Here is a 17,082-nt window from a genome sequence, read left to right on the forward strand (position 1 = left end):
GTTGACGGCACCGAATCACGACTTACATGGTCCGGCAGACACCACCTTATCGTCGGCGACTTTGCCGGACCTGACCAGGAGCAGATACAATGGCCCTTGATTTTACCGAGTATTTCCAAAAATACGAAGCCATCGTGGCCGAAGTCGACGCCGTCTTCAAGAAGTTCGAGACCGAGATGCCGGACCTGGTGAAGTGCGGCAAGGGATGCAGCGACTGCTGCTACGCCCTTTTTGACGTCACCCTGGTCGAGGGCATGTACCTCAACGCCAAGTTCAACGAGAAATTTTCCGGCCTGGAGCGTTCCGAGATTCTCGCCCGGGCCGACAAGGCCGACCGCCTCATCCACAAGCTCAAGCGCAAGGTCTACAAGGCCAGCCAGGAAGGGCGCCCGGTCAACGAGATCCTGATGGAAGTGGCCAGGGCGCGGGTGCGCTGTCCCATGCTCGGCGACGACGATCTCTGCTCCATCTACGAGAACCGGCCCATCACCTGCCGCCTCTACGGCGTGCCCACCTCCATCGGCGGCGAAGCCCACACCTGCAACAAGGCGGGCTTCAAGGGCGGCGAAAAATACCCCACCGTGAACATGGACATCATCCTCGACCGGCTGCTCGGCATCGGCAAGGAGCTGCAGAAGGGCATCGGCTCCCGGTTCAAGGAGCTGGGCGACATGCTGCTGCCGGTCTCCATGGCCATCGTCACCGACTACGACGAGGGCTATCTGGGCGTGGGCGAGGTCAAGTCCGTGCTCAACCCGCCCGAGGCCAAGAAGAAGGCGTTCGAGGAGACCTTTGCCACGGCTCCCCAGTCCGAGGCGTGCAAGTCCTGCTCCGAGAAGTCCGAGTCCGCGTGCAAGAGCTGCGGCGAATCCATCGTCCTGGGCGGCGGGGAAGAGTAACATGACCAAGACCGTCAACTACGAGGAAATGCCCGATCACGAGATCGAGGCCCGCAAGCGGCACATGTACGACAAGATGTCGCCCCGGCGGCGCAAGTTCGTGGACCGCGTGGGCTACGAGAACTGGGACCCGTTCGCCGCGCCCTTTGATCCCATCGACATCCGCGTGGAGAAGACCGGGCTGACCCAGTCGCAGCTGACCCAGCTGTTCATCATGCAGACGGGCAAGCACGCCAACCAGGAATACATCGACCAGATCAACGAATTCAACGTCATGCTGGTCATGAACTTCGAGAAGGTTCGGCCCATCTACGATTTCTGCCTCTGGTACGAAGAGCACTGCAAGAAACACGGCGTCAAGCCGTAAAGCAAGGATAAGTACATGGAACATTTCGACAATATCGATGACTACATTGCCGATCTCAAGGCCAAGCTGCGCGACAACCCGACCTGCGGCAACACCCACTACAATCTGGGCGTGGCCTACCTCTCCCGGCGCGACTTCATGGAGGCCGAGCGCGAGTTTCTCGACGCCGTGGCCCATTCCCCGCGCATGGCCGAGGGCTATGTGCAGCTGGGCGGCATCGCCTTGCAGCGCGGCGACCTGGACTCCTGCCTGAGCTACAACATCCAGGCCACCCAGCAGCGCCCGTTCTTCTCCGTGCCCTGGGGCAACATCGGGTTCATCTACATGCAGAAGGGCGACCTGGACAAGGCGCACCAGACCCTCAAGAAGGCCCTGAAGCTCGACCCCGACTTCGCCCAGGCCCAGGCCACCATGTCCTCCGTGCTCATCGCCATGGGCGAATACGAGGACGCTGACCAGCTGCTCAAGGGGCTGCTGGAGAAACACACCCATTTCGGCCCCGCCTGGAACAACAAGGCGATCATCGAGGCCCGCCGCGAGAACTGGGCCGAGGCCGCGACCTGCATCGCCAAGGCCGAGGAGTCCGGCTTCGAGGTTCCCGAGGAGTTCAAGGCCGAGGTCCAGGCCCAGGGCGGGAAATAAGAACCGTTCCTGTTGCTCCTTACGGAAAGATGATTATATTAAGGGGGCTGCCTGAGGGCGGCCCCTTTTTTCGTATTGGAGGAACCCATGTCCCGATTCCGCAGCGTGAAGAAGAGCCTCCGCGACCTCCTGGGCGGGGATGACTGGCAGGACCGGCTGGCCGAGCTGGACGAGTACGCGCCCGGCGAGCTGGTGCCGCCGCTCCTGAACCTCCGCCTGGACCGCAGCGAGGCGGTCCGCTGGCGTTCGGTCACGGCCTTCGGCCTGACCGCCGGGCGGCTGGCCGAGGCATCCATGGAGCGCGCCCGCGTGCTCATGCGCACCCTCATGTGGTACATGAACGAGGAGTCCGGCAACCTGGGCTGGTCCATCCCCAACTTCATGGCCGAGGCCATGGTTCACAGCGAACGGATCGCCAAGGAGTTCCACAAGATCCTGGCCTCCTACATCTTCTGCGACGAGGAGTGCGACGGCAACTTCCTGGACCACCCGGAGCTGCGCCGCGACGTCTACTGGGGGTTGGCCCGGTTGGCCGAGTCCCGGCCCGAACTGGTGGCCCCCTCGGAGCGGTTCCTGCTCATCGGCCTGGACGACCCCGACGCCTACAACCGCGCCTACGCCGCCCGCGTGCTCGGCCTGCTCAGGGCGGCCGCCGCCCGCGACCGGCTCCAGGCCCTCACGGACGACCCCGCCGAAATCCGCACCTATCTCCACCGCGAACTGGTGGACACCACGGTGGGCGAAATGGCCCGCGAGGCCCTGGCCGCGCTGGAATAGCCGACGCAACGACGCCAATGAAAAAGCCGCCCGGGAGGGCGGCTTTGTTGTTTGCGGCCTTTCTGGACTACAGAAAGTACTGCTTGAACTCCTCGATCGGCTCGATGTCCACGTAGACGTAGAGGGCCACGCCGTAGGGGTCGAGGGTGCAGAAGCCGCGGTCGCCCCAGGGGTGGTCCTCAAGGGGCATGAGCAGGGGCAGGCCCGCCTCGGCGACGCGCTGGTGGGCCGCCTCGACTTTGGCCGCGTTTTCGAGCCTGAGGTTGCAGGTCAACCCTCCCTGGTACACGGGTTCGTCCGGGGTCCGGCGCTGCATGAAGTGCATGGTCGGGCCGCCCTTGCCGAACTCCAGGCCGATGTACCAGCCGCAGTCGAAGACCAGGCGTCCCTGCAGGTGGGTGGTGTAGAATTCGCGGGCCGGACCCAGGTCGTCCACGGTCACGGTGGGGGAAACGTCTATCGGCAGCATGGTCGCTCCTATGTTTGTCGTGGTCATTTCTTTCGCTTCTTGTCGCGGACGATCTTGTGGCCGTTTCCAATGGGCTTCACTTCGAACAGGTCGATGGCCTCAAGCAGGTTGCCGAGCCCCTTGTAGCCGTAGTTCCTGGGGTCGAAGGAGGATTGGTTTCGGATATGCTGGCCGATTTGGGACATGTTCGCCCAGCCGTCGTCCTCGGCGTACGCATCGATGGCGCTGCGCAGGAGGTTCATGAGCCGGGCGTCGCCCTTGAGGCTGTTGCCGTCGACGGGTCTGTTGGGTTTTTCCGGTTTGTCCGTGGGTTCCTCGTCTATGTAGGAGAACATGGTGCAGGCGTTGGTGAACGCCTCTGGCGTGCGGCGGGCGCCGTAGCCGACCACGGTCTTGCCCTCGGCGCGCAGCCGGGTGGCAAGGGGCGCGAAATCGCAGTCCGAGGAGACCAGGCCGAAGACGCCGATGTTCTTCTGGTAGAGAATGTCCATGGCGTCGATGGTCATGGCCATGTCCGTGGCGTTCTTGCCCTTGGTCATGTCGAATTGCTGGATGGGCTGGATGGCCTTGTCGAAGAGACATTCCTCCCAACCCTTGAGGCATTCGTTCTTCCAGTTGCCGTAGGCCCGGCGGATGGCCAGGGAGCCGTATTTGGCAAGGTCGGTCAGGATGAATTCTATGGCCTTGGCAGGGGCGTTGTCGGCATCGATGAAGAGCGCGATCTGCTGTTCGGGGAGCGTGTTGGGCATTGAAGCTTCCTTTCATTTTTTCGATATCCTATGCGGTGTATCGAGGCGGCGCAACGTTCTTGGGGCAGGGGACGTCAAAAAGTGAAAAAAATCGAAACTCGTGCTTGACAACCGACCGGCCTCCATATAGTTATTCACTCCGCTTCGACGAGAAGGCGCGTAGCTCAGGGGGAGAGCATTTGCTTGACGTGCAAAGGGTCGTGGGTTCAAATCCCTCCGCGCCTACCAGAACATCCCCGGAAGGGAGGCCTAGTGGCCTCCCTTTCATTTTTTGGTCGAAGCTTCGCGAAACCGCCGGTCAGCGCGCAAGCACCCATTGACGGTTCCGGGTTCCGTTCCTACTTAGGACGGAGTTGTTTTCGGGCCGTGCAGGCGGTTCGAAGTTGAGGTTTTTTACGGCGCGGCCGGAAAGCCCGCCACAATGTCCCGGCAGCATCCCGGGCAAAGGAGAGATGACGTGCAGATTGATGTCTCCGGCAAACAGGTTGAAGTGGCCAGCGGCGCGGTGTGCGCCGACGCCCTCAAGGAAGGGCTGTCCAAGAAGCAGTTCAAGAACGTTGTCGCCGCCCGCTGCGGCGAGACCGTCGTGGACCTCTCCACTCCCATCGCCGAGACCTGCACTACCATCGGGCCCGTCTTCGCCGACAGCGAGGAAGGGCTCCACGTCATCCGCCACTCCGCCGCCCACCTCATGGCCGAGGCCGTGAAGAAGCTGTTCCCCTCCGCCAAGGTGACCATCGGCCCGGCCATCACCGACGGGTTCTACTACGATTTCGACTACGAGCGCCCCTTCACTCCCGAAGATCTCGAAGCCATCGAGAAGGAGATGCTCTCCTCGGTCGGTTCGGACAAGGAGTTCAAGCGCACGGTCATGACCAAGGGTGAGGCCAAGCAGCTCTTCGAGTCCATGGGCGAGACCTACAAGCCCGAGATCATGGACGACCTGGGCGGCGACGAATTTTCCATCTACACCCACGGCGACTTCGCCGACCTGTGCCGCGGCCCGCACGTGGCGCGCACAGGCCAGATCAAGGCGTTCAAGCTGCTCTCCGTGGCCGGCGCATACTGGCGCGGCGACGAGAAGAACAAGCAGTTGCAGCGCATCTACGGCACCGCCTGGCAGGACCCCAAGGCGCTCAAGAAGCACCTCACCCGGCTGGAGGAGGCCAAGAAGCGCGACCACCGCAAGCTGGGCAAGCAGCTGGACCTCTTCTCCTTCAGCGAGGAGATCGGCCCGGGCATGTCCCTGTGGCATCCGCGCGGCATGCTCCTGCGCGCCATCCTCGAGGACTTCGAGCGCAAGGAGCACCTCAAGCGCGGCTACCAGCTGGTCCAGGGCCCGATCATTCTCAAGCGCGAGCTGTGGGAGAAGTCCGGCCACTACGACAACTACCGTGAGAACATGTACTTCACGGAGATCGACGAACAGGCCTACGGCATCAAGCCCATGAACTGCCTGTCGCACATGATCATCTATAAGAGAAAGATCATGAGCTACCGCGACCTGCCCCAGCGCTACTTCGAGCTGGGCGTGGTCCACCGCCACGAGAAATCCGGCGTGCTCCACGGGCTGATGCGCGTGCGCACCTTCACCCAGGACGACGCGCACCTCATCTGCCGTCCTGACCAGGTGGAGAGCGAGATCCTCGATCTGATCAAATTCTACCAGGACATCTACGCCCTGTTCGACTACGAATTCGACGTGGAGCTGTCCACCCGGCCGGAGAAGTCCATCGGTTCCGACGCCGACTGGGAGCTGGCCACCGAAGGGCTGCGCCAGGCCCTCGACAAGTCGGGCATGCCGTACGCCATCAACGAAGGCGACGGCGCGTTTTACGGCCCGAAGATCGATTTCCACCTCCGCGATTCCATCGGAAGATCCTGGCAATGCGGTACGATTCAGGTGGATTTCACCTTGCCAGAGCGGTTTGACATAGTATATGTCGGCGAGGACGGTGAGAGGCACCGGCCCGTGATGATCCATCGCGCCATGCTCGGCTCCATCGAACGCTTCATCGGCGTCTTGACGGAGCACTGTGCAGGTGCGTATCCTGTCTGGCTTGCCCCCGTCCAGGCGCGTCTCCTGAACGTGACCGACGCGCAGGCTGATTTTATGAAGAAAGCCGAGGCCTTCCTTGTTTCGCAGGGCATCCGGGTAGAATCGGATTCCCGCAACGAGAAGCTCGGATACAAGATTCGGGAAGCTCAAGTTGAGAAAATCCCGTATATGTTGGTAATCGGTGACAAAGAGGTTGAGGCCGGGTGCGTCAATATTCGTTCACGAGACGGAGAAGACCCCGGGATGGTGACACTGGAGGAAGCTGCGCGGCTGATCAAAGAGGCTGCAACGGCGCCCTTCAAAGCAGGAGGAATGAGCTATAGCTTTTCGGGGTAACATGCGCCGGGACCAGAAGAGGGAAGACCTGGTCCGGCGGAACGAAAGAATCCGCATCCCCAAGGTGCGGGTCGTGGATGAAGACGGCGAGCAGCTGGGTGTTCTGGCAACCAGGGACGCGCTTGAGCGCGCTCGGGAAAAAGGGCTTGATCTTGTGGAGGTCGCGCCCAACGCCGACCCGCCCGTCTGCAAGATCATGGATTACGGCAAATTCAAGTACCAGCAGCAGAAGAAGCTGCAGGAAGCGAAGAAGAAGCAGACCGTAATCAAGATCAAGGAAGTCAAATTCCGGCCCAAGACCGACGAGCACGATTACCAAACCAAGCTCAAACAAATTGTAAAGTTCCTGGAAGGTGGGGACCGCTGCAAGGTGACCATCTTCTTCCGGGGACGGGAAATCGTCCACAAGGACCGCGGGCTGCTGATGCTCGAGAGGGTCGTGGAGGATACTCAGGATATGGCCAAAGTCGAGAGCAGGCCCGTTGCCGAAGGACGGACCATGACAATGATGCTTGCTCCCGTGAAAAAATAGAGACTCACAAGGGACCTCGTTCCCTTTTTAGGAGGATACTATGCCCAAGATCAAAACCCGCCGTGCAGCCGCCAAGCGGTTTTCGCAGACCGCATCCGGCAAGTTCAAGCGCCGCCGCAAGAATCTCCGGCACATTCTGACCAAGAAGAATGCCAAGAGAAAGCGTCGCCTGGGGCAGTCCACCACCGTGGACTCCACCAACATGAAGGCTGTCCGCCGTCAGTTGCCCAACGGCTAGCAATCCGCCTGAATACGCCTGCCGGGCGCGTCGTAAGGAGAGCGGGGGAATGGCCCTCGCTCGCACGTGGCTCCGGTTCGGCTCAGACGTGATGGCCCGTTATCGTCATCAACCTTTAAAGCAATCCACCTCGTCGGGGGAGTCCGTCCGGCCCGGGAGGTAAGAGATGGAGGTTTTACCATGAGAGTAAAGCGTGGTGTTGCCGCCAAGCGGCGTCACAATAAATATCTGAAGATGGCCAAGGGTTACCGCGGCGCCGGTTCCCGCCTGTACCGCACCGCTCGCGAGCGCGTTGAAAAGGCCCTGTGCCATGCCTTCAAGGACCGCAAGCGCAAGAAGCGCGAGTTCCGCAAGCTGTGGATCATGCGCATCAACGCTGCCGCCCGCATCAACGGCATGTCCTACAGCCGCCTGATGAATGGCCTGAAGAAGGCCGGCATCGACCTGAACCGCAAGGTCCTGGCCGACATGGCCGTGCGTGATCCTCAGGTGTTCGCCAAGATCGCAGAGGCAGCCAAGGCCAAAGTGAGCTAAAGAGTGAGTAGTGAATTGAAGTCCTTCCTGGAAGGACTCGACAGCCTGGCCCTGGATTGCGCTTCGCGCAAGGGCCAGGCTTGTTCGTTAAAGGAACTGGAGGAACTCCGCATCGAGTTCCTGGGCCGCAAGGGCAAGCTTGCACAGATCATGGGCCGCCTCGGCGCCCTGGACAACTCCGACAAGCCCGCCGCGGGCAAGAAGGCCAACGAGGTCAAGCAGACCGTCACCGGCCTGATCGACTCGTGGGAGGCCGAGCTGCTCGCCGCCGAACACGGCGAGGCCCTGTCGCGCTTCGATCCCTCCATGCCGGGACGCAGGCCGTGGGCCGGTTCCCTGCATCCGGTGACCCTGGTCATGGACGAGGTCACGTCCATCCTGGTCGGCCTCGGTTTCGAGCACGCCGCCGGGCCGGAAGTGGAGAACGACTGGCACAACTTCGAGGCGCTGAACATGCCGCCGGACCACCCGGCCCGCGACATGCAGGACACCCTGTACGTCTCGGACAACATCGTGCTGCGGACCCACACCTCGGGCATGCAGATCCGGTCCATGCTCCAGAACAAGCCGCCGCTGGCGGTCATCGCGCCGGGCAAGGTCTACCGCCGCGACTCCGACCTGACCCACACCCCCATGTTCCACCAGATCGAGGGGCTGCTGGTCGACAAGAACGTGTCCATGGGCGACCTGCGCGGCACCCTGACCGTGTTCGTGCGCCAGGTCTTCGGTCCCAGCACCGAGGTCCGGTTCCGGCCGAGCTTCTTCCCGTTCACCGAGCCGTCCGCCGAGGTGGACATCTCCTGCGTGATGTGCGGGGGCAAGGGCGAGGCCGACGGCAAGCCGTGCCGCGTCTGCAAGGGGACCGGCTGGGTCGAGATCCTGGGCTGCGGTATGATCGATCCCAACGTGTTCAAGCAGGTGGGCTACGACCCGGAAGTCTACACGGGCTTCGCCTTCGGCGTCGGCATCGAGCGCATGGCCATGCTCAAGTACGGCATCGACGACCTGCGCATGTTCTTCGAGAACGACGTCCGTTTCCTGGAACAGTTCGCCTAGATTTTGCGGCGGCGCGCGGGAGGCACGAGCCTCTCCGCGCGCCCCTTTGACATATCGAACTCCCCGGAGTTCTTCACCTTACGAAGACAACTTTCCCGTCTCTCCGCGACTTGCGCAAAGCGCTCATACAGAGTTTAGGAGGGGAGAGGGGATGGGGGTCCGGGGTAAGGGGAGAGGGGAACCCTTTGCATAGGGTTCCCCTCTCCCCTTACCCCGGCCGCCGGAGGCATTTCCATGTTAGTGAGCTTGAATTGGTTGCGTGAATTCGTTCCCTATGAGGGGGACATCCAGGTCCTTGGCGACAAGCTGACCATGCTCGGCCTTGAGCTGGACGGGATCACCGATCCCTTTGAAGAGGTCCAGGACATCGTGGTCGGGTACGTGGTCGAGCGCGAGACGCACCCGGAATCCGATCATCTCTCCATCTGCACCGTGGACGTGGGCGGTCCCGAGACCCTGACCATCGTCTGCGGCGCACCCAACGTGGCCAAGGGCCAGAAGGTTCCGGTGGCCACCGTGGGCACGACCCTGCCCGGCGGCCTGAAGATCAAGAAGGCCAAGCTGCGCGGCGTGCCCTCCATGGGCATGATCTGTTCCGAGCGCGAGCTGGGCTTCTCCGAGGACCACGAGGGCATCTGGGTCCTGGACGATTCCCTGAAGGTGGGCGACAAGCTCGTGGACGCGCTCAACCTGGAGCGGGTGGTCTTCGACTTCGACATCACCCCCAACCGCGCCGACTGCCTGTCCATCCTGGGCTTTGCCCGCGAGACCGCGCTGGCCTTCGACCTGCCCCTGACCCTGCCGAAGCTGAACCTGGTGGAGGCGGGCGGGAACGCCGCCGACGAGATGAAGATCGTCATCGACGACCCCGAGCTCTGCCCCGCGTACCACGCCCGGATCATCAAGGGCGTGACCCTCGGCAAGGCGCCGGACTGGATGCGCTTCAAGCTGCTCGCCCTGGGCCAGCGTCCCATCTCCAACATCGTGGACGTGACCAACTTCATCATGTTCGAGCTGGGCCAGCCCCTGCACTCCTTCGACCTCGACCTGATCGAGAAGGCGACCATCCGCGTGGCCCCGGCCACGGACGGCATGAAATTCACCACCCTGGACAACGTGGAACGGACCTTGACCGCCAACGACCTGCTCATCTGGGACGGCGTCAAGCCCGTCGCCCTGGCGGGCGTCATGGGCGGCCTGAACTCCGAGATGGGCGAGGGTTCCAGCAACGTTCTGCTGGAGGCGGCGGTGTTCCGCCCCGGCACCGTGCGCAAGACCGCCCGGCGGCTGGCCCTGCCCTCCGAGGCATCCTACCGCTTCGAGCGCGGCGTGGATCAGGTCATGACCCGCTTCGCCCAGGACCGCGCGGCCCAGCTCATGGCCGAAACCTCCGGCGGCTCCGTGCTCGCCGGCGTGGCCTCTGCCGAGCCCAAGCCGTGGCAGGACCGGACGCACGGCTACCGCCACGCCCGCTGCATGTCCCTGCTCGGCCTGGACCTGGAGCCCGGCTTCGCCAAGAAGGTCTTCACCCTTGAAGGGTGCGTGGTGGACGACTCCGACCCGGCCAACTGGACCGTGGCCTCCCCGTCCCACCGGTTGGACCTGGAGCGCGAGGTGGACCTCTACGAGGAAGTGGGCCGCGTCTACGGCCTGGACCGCATCCCGGCGGTGCTGCCCCGCGTGGCCAAGTCCCTGGACAGCGGGGCGACCACCCCGGTGTACGATTTCAACAAGCGCATCAAGGGCTGGGGCCGCGGCGTGGGCCTCAACGAGGCGATCAACTACAGCTTCGTCGGCTCCGACGACCTGGACCGGCTGAACCTGCCGGACGAGGGGAGGGTGTTCATCGCCAACCCGCTGTCCGAAGACCAGAACGTCATGCGCACCGAGCTGGCCCCCGGCCTGCTGAACACGCTGAAGAACAACCTTTCCAAGGGCAACGGCCACATCCGCCTCTTCGAGGTGGCCAAGCGGTTCGTGCGCGACGAGAGCTCGGAGACCGAGACCAACGAGCGCACCCGGCTGGGGTTGCTGCTCTACGGCCCGCGCCACGCCGCCGAATGGCCCTGGCCCGGCGGCGACGTGGACTACCTGGACATCAAGGGCCACGTCGAGCACCTGGTCGCAGACACCCTCAAGCTCGAAGCCCCGGTGTTCACCGTGGCGGCCGAGCCGCACCCCTACCTGGAGCCGTGCGTCAGGGTGGCCGTGTCCGGCGAGGACGTGGGCTTCATCGGCCAGGTGAAAGAGGAGATCGCCGACTACTACCACGCCCGCAAGGACGTGTGGGTGGGCGACTTCGATCTCGACACCCTGCGCGGGATGGTCGATGCGCACCGCATCGACTTCAAGCGGCTGCCGGTCTTCCCGCCCAGCCGCCGCGACGTGACCGTCATCGGCCCCATGACCCTGCACGCCGACGCCATCCGGGAGACCATCCTGGCCGCGGGCGTGGATATCCTGGAGTCCGTGAGCCTGGTGGCCGAGTTCGTGCCCGAGGTCCAGCCCGAGGGCAGGGAAGAGGAGCGCAATCTCTCCTTCCGCCTGACCTACCGGTCCCCGACCAAGACCCTCAAGGACAAGCAGGTGGACAAGGAGCACAAGCGCATCCTGGACGCCCTGGAAAAGAACCTGCCCATCCGTTTCTAGAAAGAGCGGCTGACCGTGAAAGCAAGGCCCCGTTCCGGATGGAGCGGGGCCTTTTTGCATTCCCGGGCGTGAAAACGGGGAATCTGTTGAATGCCGGGCACCTATTTGATAAGCATGAGGGATGGAAGATTTGCAGGATTTCAAACGCTACAAGATCGGCCAGGCCGCCAAGGAGATAGGGGTCAAGACCTATGTCCTCCGCTTCTGGGAAGGTGAGTTCGACGAGATCGACCCCATCCGCACCGAGAGCGGGCAGCGGCTGTACACCGAGGAGCACCTGGAGATCATCCGCGAAATCAAGCGGCTCCTCTACGACGAGGGGCTGACCATCGACGGGGCCAAGCGCAAGCTCCGCAGCCGCGAGAACAGCGGGCTGCTCCTGGAGGTCCGCGACGAGCTGCTGGCCATTCGGGAACTGTTGCAACGATAGCCGCAGCCCCCGGAGGACGCCATGAAGCGGACAGCGAAAATAATTCTCATCGGCCTGGTCCTCTGCCTGTGCCTCCTGGTGGTGTCCGTCCTCGTCTTCACCTCCCTGGTGGACCCCAACGACTACAAGGACCGCATCGCCAAGGCGGTTCGCGACGAAACAGGCCGCACCCTGGCCTTCGGGGGCGACATCTCACTGACCCTGTTCCCCCGTCTGGGCGTGACGTTGGGCCCCGTGTCCCTGAGCAACGCCGAAGGGTTCGGCCCGGAGCCCATGGTCTCGGTGCGGTCCGCGCTGGTCTCGGTGCGTGTCCTGCCCCTGCTTCTGGGCCAGGTCCGGTTCGACCGGTTGCGCCTCGACGGGCTGGTCCTGAACATGGGGCGCGACGCGTCCGGAAAGGGCAACTGGGAAGACCTGGTGGGCCGTTCCGATGCCGCCGAAGGGAAGGAGGCCGGAGAGGACAAGGACGAATCCAGGTTCCCGCTGGAAGTGGCGGGCGTGCTGGTCGAAGACGGCAGCCTGGTCTGGGACGACCGGGCCGCGAACTCGCGGTTCGTGCTGAAAGGGGTGAACGCGTCCACCGGCCTGATCCGCCCGGGCGCGCTGTTTCCGGTGGAGCTGGCCATGGACTTCGACTGCATCAATCCGGACGCCAAGGGCAGCCTGGCCCTCAAAGGGCAGTCCTCCATCGACCTGCGCAACCGGGAATATACCCATAAGGACATGACCGTCCGGGTCACGGCGCAGGGCAAGGCCATCCCCGGCGGGAACGCGGAGGCGGCCCTGTCCTTCAAGCTCCTGGCCCTGGACTTGATCAAGGACCAGGCCCGGATATCCGGCCTGGAGTGCTCGGCCTACGGGGCCACGCTGCTGGTGGACGGGGCCGTCAAGGGGCTGACAAAGGGCGTGAGCGCGGCCTCCGCCACTGTGACCCTGCAACCGGCCAACCTGCGCACGGTGCTCGCCGCGCTGGGCGAAGGCGCGCCGGACACCGGTGACGCCGAGGCCCTGACCAGGGTCGGCGGAACGGCCGATATTTCCTTCGAGACAGGCCGCTTGGAAGCCTCGAACCTGGATTTCGAGGTGGACGACACCCGCGTGACGGGGCGCGTGGCCTTGGAAAAGGGCGGCGAGTGGCCGCATGTCTCCGCACGGCTGGACCTGGGCGCCCTGGACCTGGACCGCTACCTCCCGGCCAGGCGGGCCGAGGCGGCGTCCCCGAAGCGGGATGGCGGGGGAGGCGACCCCCTGGACGACACGGTCCTGCCCGCGGACCTGCTCCGCAAGCTCCATTTCGACCTCGACGCCAAGCTCGCCCGGTTGCAGATCAGGGGGGCGCAGCTCGCCGACGTGAAGGTCGCGGCCAGGGGAGCCGACGGGCTGCTCTCCGTGGACCCGTTGTCCGCCGGGGCTTACGGCGGCACGCTGGAAGTGACCGGCTCGGTGGACGCCCGCCGGGGCGCGCCCGTGGCATCCTCCCGGACCGAGGTCAGCCAACTCAACGTGGCCGGGCTGTCCCACGACGTGACCGGCAAGTCCGACTATGCAGGAATCGCGAATTATTCCTCTGAGTTGAACGCCAAGGGCGAGCGGCTGCGCGACCTCCAGTCCACCCTGAACGGCACGTTCTCCTTTTCCCTGTCCGACGGCGTGTTCCCCGGCGTGGACCTGGCGCGGATCACCCGGTCCGCGCATTCCGCCGACAAGAAGCAGGGCCGGGTCGAGGGGGCGGCGACCGATTCCACCAAGTTCGGTTCCATCACCGGCACCGGCACGGTCACGGACGGCGTGGTCAGGAACAACGACCTGGAGGTCAAGGCCCCCGGGCTACGCGCCGACGGCCACGGCGCATTCTCCCTGGTCACGCGCGAGATCGACTACATGGTCAAGGCCAAGCTGGTCCCCCTGGCCGACGGGCAGGGCGGCAAGTCGTCCGGCGACCTGTTGGGGGTGATGGTCCCGATCCACGTCACCGGCACCCTGGAGCACCCGCGTTACTGGGTCTCCCTGAGCGAGTATGCAAAGGCGCTGGGTGGCGTGGTGGTCGATACCGTGGGCACGGTGCTCGGCGGGGTGAAGAGCGTGGTCAAGGGCGTTGGCTCGGCCCTGGACAAGACCTGCTGCGACGAGCCCGAGGGCTCGGACAAACCGGCCGCGAAAAAGAAATTCCTGGGAATATTCTAGCGGGCTTTCATCTTCAGATTGGGCTTGGGAGGGCCGTTCTTGCGCGGCGTCTTCTTCAACTGCGGAATCGGCTTGCCACTGGGCTGCTGCTGCGGCTTGGCGTCTGCCTTCTCCGGCTCCTCGCCGACCAGCTCGTGCAGGGACTTGAACGCGCTGTCCAAGGTCTCCTGTTCCTCCACCAACTGGCGCAGGAACTGGTTTATGGGGCCGACCATGGCGATGGCCCGGTCCACTTCGGCGTTGGCTCCGCGCTGGTACGCGCCGATGTTGACCATGTCCTCCACGCGCTTGAAGGTGGCCATGTGCCGGAGCAGTGCGCGGCCGTCCGCCTGGGCCTGCTTGGAGGTGATGTCGCTGCGCAGACGGCTGATGGACTTGAGCACGTCGATGGCCGGGTAGTGGCCGAGATCGGCCAGCTCGCGGGTCAGGACGATGTGCCCGTCCAGGATGGACCGGGTGGAGTCCGCGATGGGCTCGGTGAAGTCGTCGCCGTCCACCAAAACCGTGTAGATGCCGGTGATGGAACCCTTGCGGTTCTTGCCCGCACGCTCCAGGAGCTGGGGCAGGTGGGCGAAGACCGAGGGGGTGTAGCCGCCGCGCGTGGGCGGTTCGCCAGCGGCCAGGCCGACCTCGCGGCCCGCCATGGCGAAGCGGGTCACGGAGTCCATCATCAGCAGGACGTCGTTGCCCTGGTCGCGGAAAAATTCGGCCACGGCCGTGGCGGCATAGGCGGCGCGCATGCGGATCAGCGGGCTCTTGTCCGAGGTGGCGACCACCAGCACGCTGCGGGCCATGCCCTCCGGGCCGAGGTCGCGCTCCATGAATTCAACCACCTCCCTGCCGCGCTCACCCACCAGGGCGATGACGTTGATGTCCGCCTTGGTGTAGCGGGCCATCATGCCCAGGGTGGTGGACTTGCCCACGCCCGAACCGGCCATGATGCCCACGCGCTGGCCCTTGCCCAGCGTCAAAAGCGCGTTGACCGAGCGGATGCCCACGTCCAGCGGTTCGTTGATGCGCGGCCGCTCCAGCGGGTTGGGCGGCTCCCGGTGCAGGGGGGCGAACGTCTCGGCGTCTATGGGGCCTTTGCCGTCCAGGGGGTCGCCGAAGGCGTTCACGGCCCGGCCGAGCATGGCGTGTCCCACGGGGATGTGGGGCGGGGTGGCCGCATTCTGGATGAGCGAGCCGGGGCCGATGCCGCGCATGTCCGAATAGGGCATGAACAGGCAGGCGCCGTCGCGGAAGCCGACCACCTCGGCGGGAATGGGGGCGTGCCCTGTGGGCAGGAGATAGCAGACCGAGCCGAGCGGGGCCTTGATGCCGTGCCCCTCGGCGATGAGACCGACCACCTTGGTGACCTTGCCGAAGGTCTGACAGGGGTCGAGGTCTTCGAGGAGTCCGAGTCTCGAATCCGCGTCCATGGCTACTTTCCGTCAGGGGCGGTGATCTGTTCTGCCAGCCGGTCGAAGAGCGGCTCCACGAGTTTCCAGCGGGTGTCCACGGTGTTGTCCACCTTGCCCTCGGCGGCCTCGACCACCACGCCGCCCATCTCGATGCGCTGGTCCGCCTTGACGGTCCAGTACTTGAGGGCGGGGTTGCGGTCCTGGATGGTGCGTACGAACTCGTCCAGCTCGGCCACCTCCTCCGGGTTGCAGCGGATCTCCAACTGCCGCTGGGCCTCCAGCCGGTCCAGGGCCTCGGTCATCAGCGCCTGGAGCACCTCGGTGCGTTTATCGTCCAGCTCGACCTTGAGGGTCTTTTTCAGGGCCAGGCGGATGAGCGCGGTGACCTCGTCGCGGCGGGTCTGGAAAATCTTTCCGCCCTGGGAGCCGATCTGTGCGAGCAGGGCTTCGGCCTTGGCGGAGATGTCCTTGATGTGCTGGTCCACGAACTCCTGGGCGTCGGCCAGCCCTTGGGAGTAACCCTCGTGGCGGGCGGTGGCGCGCAGCGCCTCGGCCTCCAGTTCGGCCAGCATCTTGATCTCCTTGGCCGCCTCGCGCGCCTTGTCGCGCACTCGGGCCAGGTACTCCTCGTTGGTGGCCTTGTCCCAGACGAGCTGGCGCTTGCCCTCCAGCTCCTGGATGGTCATTTCGTCCGGGCCGGGCGTGTTCATGCCCACGACGACCTTTCCGGTCATCTTGGGGCGGTGGGGGCGGGCGCTAGATAAAGACATCGCTGCCGCCTCTGCTGATCACGATCTTGCCCTCGTCCTCCAGACGGCGGACGGTCTTGACGATGGACTGCTGCGCGGCCTCGACCTCGCTGAGCTTCTTGGGCGGCATGATCTCCAGGTCTTCCTTGATCATGGCGGAGGCGCGCTCCGACAGGTTCTTGAAGAACTTCTCGCGCAGGTCCTCGCTCGCACCCTTGAGGGCCACGGTGAGATCCTCGTTGGAGACCTCCTTGAGCAGCTCGCGGATGGCGATGTCGTCGATGCCCTTGACGTCCTCGAACACGAACATGAGGTTCCGGATGTCCTCGGCCATCTGGGTGGACTCTTCCTCGATCTCGGACAGGACCTCTTCCTCGGTGTTGCGATCCACCGCGTTGAGGATCTCGGCCACGGCGTTGACGCCGCCGACCTTCTTGCCTTCCTTGCCGCCCATGGCGATGAGCTGGCTTTGCAGGACCTTGTCCACTTCCATGAGCATCTCCTCGGCCACGGCCTCCAGCTTGGCCAGTCGCATGAGCACTTCGGCGCGCACGCCGGCGGGCAGGTTCTGGATCAGTTCGGCGGCCTGGTCGGGATGCAGGTGGCCGAGGATCAGGGCCAGGGTCTGCGGATGTTCGTTCCTGAGAATCTGCGCCAGGATGCGCGGGGAGACGTTCTCCAGCTCCTGGAACGGCGTGGGGCCGGTGTCCAGGTCCAGGGAGTCCATGATGTACTTGGCGGTCTCGGCGTCCAGGGACTGGGTCAGCAGCCGCTTGACCTGCTCCGGTCCGCCGACCAGCAGTTCCGCACCGTAGGCCAGGGCCTCGTTGTATTCCTTGAGCACCTGGAGGACTTCCTCCTTGGGCACGGATTCGGTTTCGAGCATGGCCTTGGAAACGGCGGCGATCTCGTTGCGCTCCATGCGCTTGAACACCTCGCCCGTGAACTTCTCGCCCAGGGCGAGGAGCACGATGGCCGTTTTCTGGGGTCCGGAGAAATCTGCCATGGT

Annotated in this window: 17 protein-coding genes and 1 tRNA gene; 13 read left to right on the forward strand and 5 right to left on the reverse strand. The window is 64.2% G+C overall.

Annotated elements, in window-relative coordinates; all coding sequences use genetic code 11:
* The first annotated feature begins 89 nt into the window (after positions 1 to 89).
* From AWY79_RS08405 to AWY79_RS08420, 4 genes are all read left to right on the forward strand, one after another.
* Positions 90 to 899: a YkgJ family cysteine cluster protein gene (locus AWY79_RS08405; RefSeq protein ID WP_066802457.1), complete on the forward strand. Its 810-nt coding sequence runs from the start codon at positions 90 to 92 to the stop codon at positions 897 to 899.
* A gap of 1 nt (position 900) precedes the next feature.
* A complete protein-coding gene (locus tag AWY79_RS08410) occupies positions 901 to 1,266 on the forward strand; it encodes a hypothetical protein (RefSeq protein WP_066802458.1) in 366 nt (121 codons plus the stop codon).
* Positions 1,267 to 1,281: 15 nt separating this feature from the next.
* Positions 1,282 to 1,908 (forward strand): tetratricopeptide repeat protein, encoded by a 627-nt coding sequence (locus AWY79_RS08415; RefSeq protein WP_066802460.1) that lies wholly within the window; start codon positions 1,282 to 1,284, stop codon positions 1,906 to 1,908.
* Between the two features lie 87 nt (positions 1,909 to 1,995).
* Positions 1,996 to 2,685: a DVU0298 family protein gene (locus AWY79_RS08420; RefSeq protein ID WP_066802461.1), complete on the forward strand. Its 690-nt coding sequence runs from the start codon at positions 1,996 to 1,998 to the stop codon at positions 2,683 to 2,685.
* Positions 2,686 to 2,752: 67 nt separating this feature from the next.
* Here the strand turns inward: AWY79_RS08420 and AWY79_RS08425 are convergent, their stop codons facing one another.
* Both AWY79_RS08425 and AWY79_RS08430 read right to left on the reverse strand, forming a co-directional pair.
* Positions 2,753 to 3,154 (reverse strand): VOC family protein, encoded by a 402-nt coding sequence (locus tag AWY79_RS08425; protein ID WP_066802463.1) that lies wholly within the window; start codon positions 3,152 to 3,154, stop codon positions 2,753 to 2,755.
* Between the two features lie 23 nt (positions 3,155 to 3,177).
* The gene (locus tag AWY79_RS08430; protein WP_066802465.1) at positions 3,178 to 3,903 is read right to left on the reverse strand and encodes an NYN domain-containing protein; all 726 of its coding nucleotides are present in this window, start codon (positions 3,901 to 3,903) and stop codon (positions 3,178 to 3,180) included.
* Between the two features lie 153 nt (positions 3,904 to 4,056).
* Here AWY79_RS08430 and AWY79_RS08435 point away from each other — a divergent pair.
* The 9 genes from AWY79_RS08435 (at position 4,057) to AWY79_RS08475 (ending at position 13,921) form a co-directional block, all read left to right on the forward strand.
* Positions 4,057 to 4,131, forward strand: a tRNA-Val gene (locus tag AWY79_RS08435).
* 229 nt (positions 4,132 to 4,360) lie between these two features.
* The gene (gene thrS, locus AWY79_RS08440; protein ID WP_066802467.1) at positions 4,361 to 6,298 is read left to right on the forward strand and encodes a threonine--tRNA ligase; all 1,938 of its coding nucleotides are present in this window, start codon (positions 4,361 to 4,363) and stop codon (positions 6,296 to 6,298) included.
* 1 nt (position 6,299) lies between these two features.
* Positions 6,300 to 6,830, forward strand: a complete 531-nt coding sequence (infC, locus tag AWY79_RS08445; RefSeq protein ID WP_078063714.1) for a translation initiation factor IF-3 — start codon at positions 6,300 to 6,302, stop codon at positions 6,828 to 6,830.
* Positions 6,831 to 6,870: 40 nt separating this feature from the next.
* Complete coding sequence (gene rpmI, locus AWY79_RS08450) at positions 6,871 to 7,068, forward strand: 50S ribosomal protein L35 (protein ID WP_066802469.1); 198 nt, start codon at positions 6,871 to 6,873, stop codon at positions 7,066 to 7,068.
* A gap of 180 nt (positions 7,069 to 7,248) precedes the next feature.
* The gene (gene rplT, locus AWY79_RS08455; protein ID WP_066802471.1) at positions 7,249 to 7,602 is read left to right on the forward strand and encodes a 50S ribosomal protein L20; all 354 of its coding nucleotides are present in this window, start codon (positions 7,249 to 7,251) and stop codon (positions 7,600 to 7,602) included.
* A gap of 3 nt (positions 7,603 to 7,605) precedes the next feature.
* On the forward strand, positions 7,606 to 8,658 hold the full coding sequence (gene pheS, locus AWY79_RS08460) for a phenylalanine--tRNA ligase subunit alpha (RefSeq protein WP_066802473.1): 1,053 nt from the start codon (positions 7,606 to 7,608) through the stop codon (positions 8,656 to 8,658).
* Positions 8,659 to 8,892: 234 nt separating this feature from the next.
* Positions 8,893 to 11,307, forward strand: coding sequence for a phenylalanine--tRNA ligase subunit beta (pheT, locus tag AWY79_RS08465; protein WP_066802475.1), 2,415 nt, complete (start codon positions 8,893 to 8,895; stop codon positions 11,305 to 11,307).
* A 121-nt stretch (positions 11,308 to 11,428) separates the two neighbouring features.
* Positions 11,429 to 11,737 carry a MerR family transcriptional regulator gene (locus tag AWY79_RS08470; RefSeq protein ID WP_066802478.1) on the forward strand — a complete coding sequence of 103 codons (309 nt, stop codon included), beginning with the start codon at positions 11,429 to 11,431 and terminating at the stop codon, positions 11,735 to 11,737.
* Between the two features lie 21 nt (positions 11,738 to 11,758).
* Positions 11,759 to 13,921 (forward strand): AsmA family protein, encoded by a 2,163-nt coding sequence (locus AWY79_RS08475; RefSeq protein WP_066802480.1) that lies wholly within the window; start codon positions 11,759 to 11,761, stop codon positions 13,919 to 13,921.
* Here AWY79_RS08475 and AWY79_RS08480 read toward each other — a convergent pair.
* From AWY79_RS08480 to fliG, 3 genes are read right to left on the reverse strand one after another with little or no spacing between them, the layout of a single operon-like run.
* Positions 13,918 to 15,342 carry a FliI/YscN family ATPase gene (locus AWY79_RS08480; RefSeq protein WP_066802482.1) on the reverse strand — a complete coding sequence of 475 codons (1,425 nt, stop codon included), beginning with the start codon at positions 15,340 to 15,342 and terminating at the stop codon, positions 13,918 to 13,920. The two genes, AWY79_RS08475 and AWY79_RS08480, sit on opposite strands and share 4 nt — an antisense overlap.
* A 2-nt stretch (positions 15,343 to 15,344) precedes the next feature.
* Entirely contained in the window at positions 15,345 to 16,094 is a 750-nt protein-coding gene (locus AWY79_RS08485) for a FliH/SctL family protein (RefSeq protein ID WP_066802484.1), read from the reverse strand.
* Entirely contained in the window at positions 16,081 to 17,079 is a 999-nt protein-coding gene (gene fliG / locus AWY79_RS08490; RefSeq protein ID WP_066802485.1) for a flagellar motor switch protein FliG, read from the reverse strand. The genes AWY79_RS08485 and fliG overlap by 14 nt, the downstream gene beginning before the upstream one ends.
* Between the last annotated feature and the right edge of the window lie 3 nt (positions 17,080 to 17,082).

It is taken from the genome of Pseudodesulfovibrio indicus (assembly GCF_001563225.1).
Classification (GTDB): domain Bacteria; phylum Desulfobacterota; class Desulfovibrionia; order Desulfovibrionales; family Desulfovibrionaceae; genus Pseudodesulfovibrio; species Pseudodesulfovibrio indicus.